The organism is Streptomyces sp. NPDC002785 (genome assembly GCF_040295565.1).
Classification (GTDB): Bacteria; Actinomycetota; Actinomycetes; order Streptomycetales; family Streptomycetaceae; genus Streptomyces.
In genome coordinates this window covers 132,415-144,684 of sequence record NZ_JBEOVN010000001.1, presented here as the reverse complement: position 1 = coordinate 144,684, position 12,270 = coordinate 132,415, and the positions used below count along the sequence as shown (strand labels likewise).

General features: G+C 70.0%; 12 protein-coding genes. 7 read left to right on the top strand and 5 right to left on the bottom strand.

Annotated features, from left to right (window positions below; genetic code table 11):
- Position 1 precedes the first annotated feature (1 nt).
- Entirely contained in the window at positions 2–1,990 is a 1,989-nt protein-coding gene (locus ABTZ94_RS00700; protein ID WP_351196070.1) for an NAD-binding protein, read from the top strand.
- A gap of 578 nt (positions 1,991–2,568) precedes the next feature.
- On the opposite strand, the gene trpS is transcribed toward ABTZ94_RS00700, so the two are convergent.
- Complete coding sequence (gene trpS, locus ABTZ94_RS00695; RefSeq protein ID WP_351196068.1) at positions 2,569–3,639, bottom strand: tryptophan--tRNA ligase; 1,071 nt, start codon at positions 3,637–3,639, stop codon at positions 2,569–2,571.
- A 615-nt stretch (positions 3,640–4,254) separates the two neighbouring features.
- On the opposite strand from trpS, the gene ABTZ94_RS00690 reads away from it, so the two are divergent.
- Positions 4,255–5,688, top strand: a complete 1,434-nt coding sequence (locus ABTZ94_RS00690; protein ID WP_351196066.1) for an FtsW/RodA/SpoVE family cell cycle protein — start codon at positions 4,255–4,257, stop codon at positions 5,686–5,688.
- 27 nt (positions 5,689–5,715) lie between these two features.
- Here ABTZ94_RS00690 and ABTZ94_RS00685 read toward each other — a convergent pair whose 3' ends face one another.
- Positions 5,716–6,126 (bottom strand): VOC family protein, encoded by a 411-nt coding sequence (locus ABTZ94_RS00685; RefSeq protein WP_351196064.1) that lies wholly within the window; start codon positions 6,124–6,126, stop codon positions 5,716–5,718.
- A 207-nt stretch (positions 6,127–6,333) separates the two neighbouring features.
- A complete protein-coding gene (locus ABTZ94_RS00680) occupies positions 6,334–6,471 on the bottom strand; it encodes a DUF6126 family protein (protein WP_351196063.1) in 138 nt (45 codons plus the stop codon).
- 155 nt (positions 6,472–6,626) lie between these two features.
- Here ABTZ94_RS00680 and ABTZ94_RS00675 point away from each other — a divergent pair, with 155 nt between their 5' ends.
- From ABTZ94_RS00675 to ABTZ94_RS00665, 3 genes are all read left to right on the top strand, one after another.
- Complete coding sequence (locus ABTZ94_RS00675) at positions 6,627–7,715, top strand: LLM class flavin-dependent oxidoreductase (RefSeq protein WP_351196061.1); 1,089 nt, start codon at positions 6,627–6,629, stop codon at positions 7,713–7,715.
- A 23-nt stretch (positions 7,716–7,738) separates the two neighbouring features.
- On the top strand, positions 7,739–8,392 hold the full coding sequence (locus tag ABTZ94_RS00670) for an FMN reductase (protein ID WP_351196136.1): 654 nt from the start codon (positions 7,739–7,741) through the stop codon (positions 8,390–8,392).
- Positions 8,393–8,592: 200 nt separating this feature from the next.
- Positions 8,593–9,015, top strand: coding sequence for a universal stress protein (locus ABTZ94_RS00665; RefSeq protein WP_327274239.1), 423 nt, complete (start codon positions 8,593–8,595; stop codon positions 9,013–9,015).
- 160 nt (positions 9,016–9,175) lie between these two features.
- On the opposite strand, the gene ABTZ94_RS00660 is transcribed toward ABTZ94_RS00665, so the two are convergent.
- Positions 9,176–9,586: a hypothetical protein gene (locus ABTZ94_RS00660; RefSeq protein ID WP_351196058.1), complete on the bottom strand. Its 411-nt coding sequence runs from the start codon at positions 9,584–9,586 to the stop codon at positions 9,176–9,178.
- A 119-nt stretch (positions 9,587–9,705) separates the two neighbouring features.
- Between ABTZ94_RS00660 and ABTZ94_RS00655 the strand changes: the two genes are divergently transcribed.
- On the top strand, positions 9,706–10,602 hold the full coding sequence (locus ABTZ94_RS00655) for a hypothetical protein (RefSeq protein ID WP_351196056.1): 897 nt from the start codon (positions 9,706–9,708) through the stop codon (positions 10,600–10,602).
- Positions 10,603–10,691: 89 nt separating this feature from the next.
- Positions 10,692–11,639, top strand: coding sequence for an NADP-dependent oxidoreductase (locus ABTZ94_RS00650; RefSeq protein WP_351196055.1), 948 nt, complete (start codon positions 10,692–10,694; stop codon positions 11,637–11,639).
- Between the two features lie 111 nt (positions 11,640–11,750).
- Here ABTZ94_RS00650 and ABTZ94_RS00645 read toward each other — a convergent pair whose 3' ends face one another.
- Positions 11,751–12,152, bottom strand: coding sequence for an RNA-binding S4 domain-containing protein (locus ABTZ94_RS00645; RefSeq protein ID WP_351196054.1), 402 nt, complete (start codon positions 12,150–12,152; stop codon positions 11,751–11,753).
- Between the last annotated feature and the right edge of the window lie 118 nt (positions 12,153–12,270).

Here is a 12,270-nt window from a genome sequence, read left to right as displayed (position 1 = left end):
CATGCTGGGCTTCGTGTCCACACTTGCCCAGCAGCCCCAACACTCGCCCTTCAGCGGCCACATGGTCGTCTGCGGCGACGACGCGCTCGCCCAGCGACTGGCGGTGGAACTGCGGTACGTGTACGGGGAGCGGGTCACGCTGCTGCTCCCGCCGGGACGCGACCCGCGCCGTCCCGAGCTGCCGCTGACCCAACGAGGGCGGGCAGCCACGCTGTTCGGCCGGATGTCGGCGGCGATGAACCGCAACCTGGGCAACGGGGGCAACGGGACCGCCGACAGCTCCGACACCAACGCGGGAGTCGAAGCGGTGCGCATCCTGGAAGCCCCGGAACCCTCCGACGAGGCCTTCGAGGAAGCGGGCGTCGAATCGGCCGCCGCACTGGCCCTGGTCTACGACGACGACGAGCGCAACATCCGCGCCGCGCTGACCGCCCGCCGCCTCAACCCCCGGGTCCGGCTGGTCATCCGGCTCTACAACCGCAAGCTGGGGCAGTATCTGGAGACCCTGCTCGACCAGGCCGCCGCCGTCACCGCGCCCGGCCTCGACCCGGCCGCGCTGGACGCGTCCACCACCGTCCTCTCCGACGCCGACACCGCCGCCCCCGCTCTCGCGGCGACCGCCCTCACCGGCTCCAGCAAGGTCATCCAGGCGGAGGGCCTGCTGCTGCGCGCCGCCGAACGCACCCCGCCCGAGGACGGCCGGATCGCCGACCCCGGTCTGTGCACCCTCGCGCTGCTCTCCTCCACCACCCATGACCCGGCGGGCGCCGAAGGCTCCGACAGCAGCGGCGCCGACGGCCCCCGACTCCTGCCCGACGAACGGCAGGTGGCGGCGGCGACGGGCCGCGGCACGATCGTCCTGGAGGCGGTCAGCCAGGCGGCCCCGGCCGGTCCACCGCCCCGGATGGGCGGCAGAAGCGCACCGCTCAGCCAGTTCTTCTCCCGGCGGCTGCGCTGGTCGGCGCTGGGCGTCGGCCTGGCCGTCGTGGCCCTCGCCGTCGCCTCGACGCTCACCACCGGCGACGACCCGCTGCACGCCGCGTATCTGACGCTGCTGGACCTGTTCGCGATGGGCGACCCCGCGACCGGCGACCCGACGGCCCGCCAGGTCATCCAACTCCTTTCCGGCGCCGCCGGATTGATGCTGCTGCCGCTTCTCGTGGCGGGTGTCCTGGAAGCCTTCGGCTCACTGCGTACGGCATCGTCCCTGCGCCGCCCGCCGCGCGGACTGTCCGGCCATGTGGTGCTGCTCGGCCTCGGCAAGATCGGTACGCGGGTTCTCGTCCGGCTGCGTGAGCTCGGCATCCCCGTGGTGTGCGTGGAGAACGACCCGAACGCGCGCGGAATCCCCGTGGCCCGGCGGCTGCACGTACCGGTGGTCCTCGGCGACGTCACCCAGGAGGGCGTGCTGGAGGCGGCGAAGATCCAGCGCTCCCGCGCGCTGCTGGCCCTGACCAGCAGCGACACCACCAACCTTGAGGCCGCGCTGTACGCCCGCTCGGTCGAGCCGGACCTGCGCGTCGCCCTGCGCCTGTTCGACGACGAGTTCGCCACCGCCGTCTACCGCACCCTGCGCACCGCCCACCCCCAGGCCGTGACCCGTTCCCGGTCCGTGTCCCACCTGGCGGCCCCGTCCTTCGCGGTCGCCATGATGGGCCGGCAGATCCTGGGTGCCATACCGGTGGAGCGAAAGGTGATGCTGTTCGCCGCGGTCGAGGTGGCGGGCCACCCGCAGCTGGAGGGCCGCACGGTGGAGCAGGCGTTCCGGGCGGGCGCCTGGCGGGTCCTCGCCCTGGACGCCACCCCGCCCGAGGACCGCCGCCCGGACCTGGCCACGGCCACGCCCGCCACCCCGGACCGCCGCTCGGGCCTGGTCTGGGACCTGCACCCCGGGCACGTACTGTGCGCCGAGGACCGCGTGGTGATTGCGGCGACCCGGCGCGGACTCGCGGAACTGCTCCGCGGACGACGGGCAGTGACATCGCGTTAGAGATGGACACCGAGCCGGCCGGTAACCGTGTGATCAAACTCTGATCTGCCGTCCGCTTGCCGAGCCGTAATGGCCAGGAATCAGCGGAATGCCGATCGTCACCACACCCGATAATCAGCTCCAGCTAAAACGCCTTTCAACAATAGCGGTCGACAGGCCACCGACTGAACGGCTCGGCCGCATCTCCTGCGCCCCTCCGGACGGCAGTTGGACCTTCTGAGCATCCCTGGCGAAGTCAATTCATCCGACCGCCAGAACGTTTTATCTGGACAGCGCATCAACTGTCGTCCCACGCATGCGAGTTCGTCTCCTAATCGAAGAAGCAGGCGCATTCCCTATTGCCCCCGACCAGGGTCCACCATTCCGATTTCCTAGCCGGTATGGTGAAAATAGATCACTGCACGGCGAGTTGGCATGGGCCACAACACGATGGATGCATACTCAATCCATCCAACAAGCCAACGCGACATGCCGGTGCGCGCCCAAGAATTTGCGCATGTCTGGGGCGCCGGGCGCTCCGCCGGGCGCTCGGCGGAGCACTCAGCGGGGCGCCCGGCGCGGCGCTCGGTGAGCAGCAGCTACAGCACGCCCCCCATCACCCCCCGCACCTCGTCCAGCGTCGCCTCGGCGATCTCGTTGGCACGCTCGTTGCCGGCCCGGAGCACCGACCGTACGTACGCCATGTCCTGCGCGTACTCCGCCCGCCGGGCCCGGATCGGCGCCAGTCGGCTGTTGACGGCATCGGTCACCGTCCGCTTGAGCGCGGCCCCACCGCCGGCGCCGACCTCCTCGGCCACGCCATGCGGGTCACGGCCCAGACAGAGCGCGGCGAGCAGCACCAGCCCCGACACCTCGGGCCGGTTCTCCGGGTCGTACGTGATGTGCCGGTCGGTGTCCGTCTTCGCCCCGCGGATCAGCCGCGCCGTCTCATCGGCGGTGGCGCAGAGCGCGATGGAGTTGCCCCGGCTCTTGCTCATCTTGGTGCCGTCGGTGCCGAGGAGCAGCGGCGCGGCGGAGAGCAGCGCGTCCGGCTCCGGGAAGACCGCCCCGTACCTCTCGTTGAAGCGGCGGGCGACGGTTCGCGTCACTTCGAGGTGCGGCAGCTGGTCCTGTCCGACAGGTACGAGATTGCCCTTGCAGAACAGGATGTCGGCGGCCTGGTGCACGGGATATGTGAACATCAGCCCGCTGACGGCGGACTGCCGGGAGTGCGCGATCTCGTCCTTGACGGTGGGGTTGCGGCTCAGCTCGGCGACGGAGACGAGGCTGAGGAAGGGCAGCATCAGTTGGTTGAGCGCGGGCACGGCACTGTGGTTGAAGACGGTGGTGCGGGCAGGGTCGATCCCGATGGCCAGATAGTCCAGCAGCATCCCCTCCATGTGGTCGGTGAGCCGGTCGGCGACGTCCCGGTCGGTGAGCACCTGGTAGTCGGCGATGATCAGGAAGACATCCACACCGAGGTCCTGGAGCCGGACGCGGTTGTGGAGGGTGCCGAAGTAGTGCCCGAGGTGCAGCTGCCCGGTGGGCCGGTCCCCGGTCATCACCCGGAATCTCTCGGGTGCCTGCTGAATCAGCCGCTCCAGCTCGGCACTGCGGCGCTGGGCGGATGCGGCGGCGATGGGTGCGGCGGTGTCGGTGGCTGTGGTCATGGGGCTCTCTCCTCGCGAGTGCTGGTTGCGTGGAGGACGGCCCGCCGGGATCGGCATCCGTACCCGTACGAGGGCAGAGAAAAAGGGCCGTCCGTTTCGAACGGCCCTGGTTCCGTGCAGATGGAGGTGGCCGCTCCTAGAAGGAGCGCCACCAGTTTCGGCACGGTACGGAGGTCATGCGCCGATGGTATCGCTGCCGGGCGGAACGGTCACGGCTTAAACCGGCCGGCACACGGGGTGGGCGGTGTCAGCTCCGCCCACACGACCTTCCCGTGCCCGTACCACGCTCCGTATCCCCACCGGGGGACGCGTCGGCGGTGGCTGCCGTCGGCGGACGATCAGCGCACAACAACACCAGGACGGGCCAGGGCAGTTCCTGCGGTACCACGGGCACTGCAGGAACCACACACGCTTCCTCCACGTCTGAAGCGACAACCAAGGCCACAGCGCCGCCGACTCCGCCGGCTTCGACGTCTCCGCCCCCGTCGCCGTCTCCGTCCCCCGTCCAAGACCACTACCGCACCCACTCCCGGCCCCGGCCTCTCGAAGGAAGAGCAAAAGGCCGTCTCGCTGTGCGGTCAGCAGTAGGCAAGCCGTGAGAGGCCCTGTCACACGATGAGCAGTCCTACGAACACGTCGTCGCACCACACGTCGACGATCGGCGCGCCGAGCCGGCGCAACACCGAGCTCGCACTGCTGGTGTTCGCCGTCGTCGTCCCAGTGTTCGCCTACGCCAACGTGGGCCTGGCCATCAACAACGAAATGCCGTCCGGCCTGCTGAGCTACGGCCTGGGCCTGGGCCTGCTGGCCGGTGTCGCGCATCTCGTCGTACGGAAGTCCGCGCCGTACGCGGACCCGCTGCTGCTGCCGCTGGCCACGCTGCTGAATGGGCTCGGCCTGGTCGCCGTCTGGCGGCTGGACCAGTCCGAGCTGCTGCAGTCGATCAAGCAGGCGGGAGCATCCGCGCCACGGCAGCTGATGTACACGGCGTTGGGCATCGCGCTGTTCATCGTGGTGCTGATATTCCTCAAGGACCACCGCGCCCTGCAGCGCTACACCTACATCTCCATGGTCGGCGCGCTCTTCCTCCTGCTGCTGCCGCTGGTCCCGGGCCTGGGCGCCGACATATACGGCGCCAAGATCTGGATCCACGTAGGCAGCTTCAGCATCCAGCCCGGTGAGTTCGCCAAAATCGTGCTCGCGGTCTTCTTCGCCGGCTACCTGATGGTCAAGCGCGACGCGCTGGCCCTGGCCAGCCGCCGCTTCATGGGCCTGTACCTGCCGCGCGGCCGCGACCTCGGCCCGATCCTGGTCGTGTGGTTCCTCTCGATCCTGATCCTGGTCTTCGAGACCGACCTCGGCACGTCGCTGCTGTTCTTCGGAATGTTCGTCATCATGCTGTACGTCGCCACCGAGCGGACCAGTTGGATGGTCTTCGGTCTGCTGATGTCCGCGGGCGGCGCCGTCGGCGTCGCCTCCTTCGAGCCGCACGTCCAGCAACGTGTCCAGGCCTGGCTCGACCCCATGCGCGAGTACCTGCTCAGCCGCCAGAACGTGGCCGGTCACTCCGAGCAGTCGATGCAGGCTCTGTGGGCGTTCGGCTCCGGCGGCACCCTCGGCACCGGCCTCGGCCAGGGCCGTTCCGACCTCATCCGGTTCGCCGCCAACTCCGACTTCATCCTCGCCACCTTCGCCGAGGAACTGGGCCTGGCGGGCATCATGGCGATCCTGCTGGTCTACGGCCTGATCGTGGAACGCGGCGTACGCACCGCCCTCGCGGCCCGCGACCCGTTCGGCAAGCTGCTCGCCATCGGCCTGTCGGGCGCGTTCGCGCTGCAGGTCTTCGTCGTCGCCGGCGGTGTGATGGGCCTGATCCCGCTGACCGGTATGACGATGCCGTTCCTGGCGTACGGCGGTTCCTCCGTCCTCGCCAACTGGGCCCTCGTCGGCATCCTGATCCGCATCAGCGACACCGCACGCCGTCCCGCGCCCGCTCCCAGCCCCGCCCCCGACCCCGACGCCGAGATGACCCAGGTGGTGCGCCCGTGAACCCCTCGCGCGGGCCGTCCGGGTTCCTCAGGAGTTGGACCAGTCGCGCGTGCAGAGGACGAGCCGGTACCCGTCCGGGTCCTCGACGGTGACGCCCCACTCGTTCCAGTACGGATTCGGCGACAGGACGCGCTTGCCCCCGCGCTTCTCAAGCCGGTCAACCAGCTCCTGGGGCACGGGTCCGTCGAGGTAGAGGACGAGCAGGTCCTCGTCGGTGGGGCGGGGTCGGTCGGGGTGATCGCCGCCGTGGACGAGTTCAAGGTGCCAGGACGCGTCCGGGTGCCCCACCATGAGCAGATCGTGCGCCCCGGGTTCCCGGCCCCCTTCGGCGCGGAACAGGACCGTCAGTCCGAGGCCCCCCACCCAGAACCTCTCGGCCGCGGCAAGATCACGGGACGGCCGGGCAAGACGGACATGGCTCTGGCCGGTGAACGGCACGGCGGCGCTCCTCCCCTGACAGCGGCACGCCCGTCTGCGCACCGAGCCCGCAGTGTAGGTATCCGGCTCTCTCGCCCGCATCGGCACAGCGTCCCGGTCCCCGAGACCGATCTCCTGCGACCGAAGACCTACGCCCCCGTCGGGCAGACCCCCTCGAAGCGCTCGGGGACAACCGCCGCCCCGCCATGGGGGGCACTCGGTGCCCGCTCACTTCTTGGCGTGCTCGCCCACGTAGAAGAGGATCCAGATGAAGCCCGCGAAGAGGTGCGTGGCGAAGACGTAGACGAAGACGCGCAGGGCGACACCGCGCTCCTTCCAGCGCTCGCTCTCGCCGCTCTCGCCCAAAGCCCTGCCTCCATCCGACAGAGGCGCGACCGGCCCCCGAAACCCGTCCAGGGTACGGCACCCCCAGTCCTCCCCGGCGGAATAGACCACCTGGGCACTCCGTTGTAGGGTGTGGCCAGATGGTTCAACGTTCAACAAATTTGGAGGCGGGCGCCATGGAGTTCGGGATCTTCACCGTCGGAGACGTCACCACCGACCCGACGACCGGCAGGACACCCAGCGAGCACGAGCGGATCAAGGCCACCATCGCCATCGCCCAGAAGGCGGAGGAGGTCGGCCTGGACGTCTTCGCCACCGGTGAGCACCACAACCCGCCGTTCGTCCCGTCGTCCCCGACGACCACGCTCGGCTTCATCGCCGCCCGCACCGACCACATCATCCTGTCCACGTCCACGACGCTGATCACCACCAACGACCCGGTGAAGATCGCCGAGGACTACGCGACGCTCCAGCACCTCGCGGACGGCCGTGTCGACCTGATGATGGGGCGCGGCAACACCGGCCCGGTCTACCCCTGGTTCGGCAAGGACATCCGCCAGGGCATCCCGCTCGCCATCGAGAACTACGCCCTGCTGCACAAGCTGTGGCGCGAGGACGTCGTCGACTGGGAGGGCAAGTTCCGTACGCCACTGCAGTCCTTCACCGCGACCCCGCGCCCGCTGGACGGCGTCCCGCCGTTCGTCTGGCACGGTTCCATCCGCTCCCCGGAGATCGCCGAGCAGGCCGCTTACTACGGGGACGGCTTCTTCCACAACAACATCTTCTGGCCCATCGAGCACACGAAGAAGATGGTGAACCTCTACCGCCGGCGGTACGCGCACTACGGGCACGGCACCGCCGAGCAGGCCATCGTCGGCCTCGGCGGTCAGGTGTTCATGCGAAAGAACTCGCAGGACGCGGTACGGGAGTTCCGCCCGTACTTCGACAACGCGCCGGTCTATGGGCACGGCCCTTCCCTGGAGGACTTCTCCTCGCAGACCCCGCTGACCGTCGGTTCCCCGCAGGAGGTCATCGAGCGGACCCTGTCCTTCCGGGACGCCGTCGGTGACTACCAGCGCCAGCTGTTCCTGATGGACCACGCGGGACTGCCGCTGAAGACGGTCCTGGAGCAGCTCGACATCCTCGGCGAGGAGGTCGTCCCGGTGCTGCGCAAGGAGTTCGCCAACCTGCGGCCGGCCGGAGTGCCGGACTCCGCCCCCGCCCACCCCGCCGTCGCCGCCCGTACCGCCACGAAGGAGGTCTGACCACCGTGTCCACCCAGTCCACTGTGTTCGCCACCGAGCCCCTGAGGATCGTTGCCGTCTCGGCCGGGCTCAGCCGGCCGTCCTCGACCCGGCTGCTGGCCGAGCGGCTGGCCGGCGCCGCCCGCGAACGCCTGACGGCCGAGCAGGACCGCACGGTCGAGGTCCGGGTGATCGAGCTGCGCGATCTGGCCGTCGACATCGCCAACCACCTGGTGACCGGGTTCCCGCCGAGCACCCTGGACGAGGCGATCAAGGAGGTGACGGAGGCGGACGGGCTGATCGCCGTCTCGCCGGTCTTCACCGCGTCGTACAGCGGGCTGTTCAAGTCGTTCTTCGACCTGATCGACAACACGGCGCTGACCGGCAAGCCCGTCGTCATCGCGGCGACGGGCGGCACCGCCCGCCACTCGCTGGTCCTGGAACACACGATGCGTCCGCTCTTCGCCTACCTTCGGGCCACCGTCGTACCGACCTCCGTGTACGCGGCATCGGAGGACTGGGGTTCGTCCGGCGACGAGTACACCGACGGCCTGCCGTCCCGCATCCGGCGTGCGGGCGGCGAGCTCGCAAGCGTGATCGCGGGCGGCAGGGCGGCGTCCGGGGCATCCAGGGCGCTCGGGCTCGACGACGAGGTCGTGCCGTTCGAGCAGCGACTCGCCGACCTCCGGCTGGACTGAGCCGGCCCCCGACCGGACCGAGTAGCCGCCGACCGCACCAAAACGACCCCGACCGGGCCGAGTCGGCCCTTGGCCGGACCAAGGACCCCTCTGCTCGAAGCCCTGTCCGGTTTGATTAGAGTTGGAGCGAAAGATGCGTCGTGCGAAATTTTCTCGCACGACGCCTCTGCGCACTGAGCCGAACAGAGCTGGAGGCAGAGATGGGCAGGATCGTGGTGGGCGTTGACGGCTCCGAGTCGTCGATCAAGGCACTGCACTGGGCCGTACGCCAGGCCGAACTGACCGGTGACACGGTGGAGGCCGTCAACAGCTGGGAGTACCCCGCGACCAGCTGGGCGTCCATGATGCCGGGCATGCCGGAGGACTTCGACCCACAGGCCGTGGCGACGGTGTCCCTCACCGAGGCACTGGAGGAGGCCCTGGGCGCCGAGGGCGCGGCCGCAGTCAGCAAGGTCGTGGTGATCGGCAACCCGGCCCAGTCCCTGCTGGAGCGCGCCAAGGGCGCGAACCTGCTGGTCGTCGGGGCTCGCGGCTACAGCGGCTTCAAGGCGACCCTGCTCGGCTCGGTCAGCCTCCATGTCACCCAGCACGCACCGTGCCCGGTGACGGTCGTACGCGACTGACCGCAACCGCGTGGCAGATGAGGACGGGCCCGAGCCCCGCGCGGGCCCGTCCTCATGTCGGCGCGCCCCCGTACCTGCTCATGCCGAAGGGAAAGCCCCGGCACCGCTGATGCCGGGGCTTCCCCCACGGAAAAGGTCAAGGATGCGACGGGAGACGCGCTCACGTCTTCTCTCTCGTGTAGAAGATGTAGAACGTGGTGACGAACATCCCGAGGCCGACCGTCAGTCCCAGCGCCGTGGACCGCAGCACGCTCGAATCGGTCAGTCCGACCAGCAGGCCGATGGCCGCGGACGTCAGCGCGCCGTACGCCACTGCGCGTGCGAGCGGAATCATGGTGTGCTGAATCCGGCCCAGCGCGAAGCAGAGAACCGCGAGCACCACCGCGCAGATCAGGCCGTACCAGAACTGCCGGCCGCCGCTCGCGCCGTTGTTGCGGAGGATGAACGACACGTAGAGGCCGTACGCCGCACCCAGCGTGACGGGTATGGCCCAGGCGAGCGCGCTGTGCCGACGTTCACTTGACCTGGCCCCGGTCCGCCTGCGGGTCGGCGTCGCTGCATGTGTGGCCATGGCGGAGAACTCCTTCCGTCGCCCCTTTTCCCTCCAGAGCACACCCGGCCGCGCCGCCCGGCAACTCGGATGGCCCAGGGCCCTGGGCGCGCCGCCCCCGTACAGGATTCCCTGGAGAGGTGCGGACGTATCTCTCGGCGGCTCTGGCGGTAGTGGTGCTGGTGCTGCTCGCCGTGCTCGTCCCGCTGAGCGCACTCTCCGCCTGGGTGGATCTGGAGATCGACAACACGGACCGTTACGTCGCGGCGGTGGCCCCGCTCGCCTCCGACCCCGAGGTGCGGAGCACCGTCAGCGACCTCATCACCGACGGGGCGATGAAGCAGATGGACGTCGGGCCGCTCCAGAGCACCGTGCGGGACTTCCTGCACGAGGCGGTGATGTCCTTCACCACCACCGATGCCTTCCGGGCCGCGTGGAACAGCGCCAACCGCACCGCCCACGAGGCCGTGACCGCCGCGCTGAACGGCAACACCGGCCAGGCCGTGACCATCGATCTGGCGCCGATGACGGAGCAGCTCAAACAGAACCTGGAGAAGAACGGGGTGCCGTTCGCCGACCGGATCCCGGTCCAGCACACCGACATCACGATCGTCTCCGCCGACCGCGCCGACCAGTTGCGCCAGACCTTCCGGTGGCTGCGGGCCGGCAGCATCTGGCCCGCCGTGGGCACGGTCGTGTTCGCCGTCCTGACCGTGGTCGTGGCCTGGTTGCGCGGAGGACCGGGGCGAGGGCGTTCCGCGCTCGCCGCCCTCTCGGCCACAGCGGTGGCCGGGTTCGGTTTCGCACTGGGGGCACTCGTGCTGCGCGCGGTGATCGCGATCGCCCGCGACCGGGTGCTGTCCGAGGTGCCGGACGGCGAGACGGGCAGTGTGGCGGCGGTGTACGACGCGCTGACGAGTTCGCTGCTCACGACGGTGTGGATCGTGTTCGCCACGGCGCTGGCGGTGGCGCTGTGCGCGATGCTCGGTCGGCTGTGGGCGACGCGCAAAGTGCACGGCGGCGGGCAGCGCCCGTAGCGGACCGGGTTCGACGTGCGGTGGCGGACGGGCCGGGGAAGAGTGGTTCTCGTGACTGCCGGATCGGGGACGACTGAGAGGTCTTCCATATGCGAGCCATAGCCGTCAGCGCGTTCCGGGCCGACCCCGCACTGGTCGAGATACCCAAGCCCGAGCCGGAAGCCGGTGAGGTACGGGTCAGGATCGAGTACGCCGCACTCAACCCGAGCGACTGGCAGACCGCACAGGGCTCCCTGGGCGACGGCCCCGCCCCGAGGGTGTTCCCGCTGGTCGTCGGCGTGGACTTCGCGGGCCGGGTGGACATGATCGGCAGCGGTGGGAACCGTTTCCGGGTCGGCGACAATGTTTTCGGCCGGGTCGCCGGGCCGACGGCCGGTGCCGGTACCTACTGCGACTACGTGTCCGTACCGCAGGACGCCGCCATCACCTTCGTCCCGGACGGCCTCCCCCTCCGTACGGCGGCGGCGCTGCCGTCCGCCGGGATGACGGCCGCCCAGATCCTGGAGATCGCGGTGCTCCGCGGCCACGAGAGCCTGCTGGTCATCGGGGCGGCGGGCGGCGTCGGCAGCTATCTGACCCAGTTCGCGTCGGCCCGCGACGTACGCGTGCTCGCGGCCGTGCGCGGCGACGAACGCAAGCGGATGGCGGCCCTGGGCGCCACCGTCACGATCGACACCACGTACCGCCCCCTCGAAGCGGCGGTACGGGAGACCTGCCCGGACGGCGTCGACGCACTCGTCGACCTGGTCTCCACCGCCCCGGGCGCCTTCGCCGCCCGTGCCGCGCTGGTACGCGGCGGCGGGATCGCCCTCACCACGCGGGGCGTCGCCGCCGGGGCCGCTCTCCCCGCGGGCGTGACCGGCATCGACTTCCGGCTCGAACCCACCCCGGTGCTGCTCGACGTCCTGGCCGAGGGCGCCGCCGAGGGCGTACTGCGCGTGCCCATCGACATCGAACTCCCGCTGGAGAAGGCCCCGCAGGCCCTCGACCGGAACCGGACGGGCGGCGCACGCGGCAAGACCGTCATCGCGCTCTGAGCCCCCACCGCACACAGGACCCGAAGGGCACCACCCTCCTGGCTGCTGAGCGGGCTTCGCCCCCGGTCGTCCACCCCTGTCCAGGGCAAAACGGCTACCGGACGACCCCGGTCACTCCGTGGGGCCGGCCCCCCGCAACCGCTCCATCTCCCGCCGGTCCCGCTTCGTCGGCCGCCCCGCGCCCCGGTCCCGTACCGGAACCTGGATCGCCACCTCGCGCGGCGGCGGAGGCGGGCTGTTGTCGACGAAGCACTCCGCCGCCACCGGAGGGCCGACCCTCTTCTTCACGATCTTCGACACGACGACGATCCGGTCCCGGCCCGCGTGCCGGAGCCGTACCTCGTCGCCGACGTGCAACGTCTGGGCGGGCTTGGCGCGCTCGCCGGCGACCTTCACATGTCCCGCGCGGCAGGCGGCAGCGGCCTGCGAACGGGTCTTCGTCAGCCGGACCGACCAGATCCAGACGTCGACCCGAACGCTTCCATCCGCCTGCGGCGCCTCACCGGAAACCATGCAACCGACTCTAGTGCGGCACGCGCGTCAGGTCAGGTCATACCGATCAGCCGCAGTCGCTGATCACCTCCGCCATGTGGCTGCTTCGGCTCGGCGTCCGACGTGCCCCAGTCCTCGT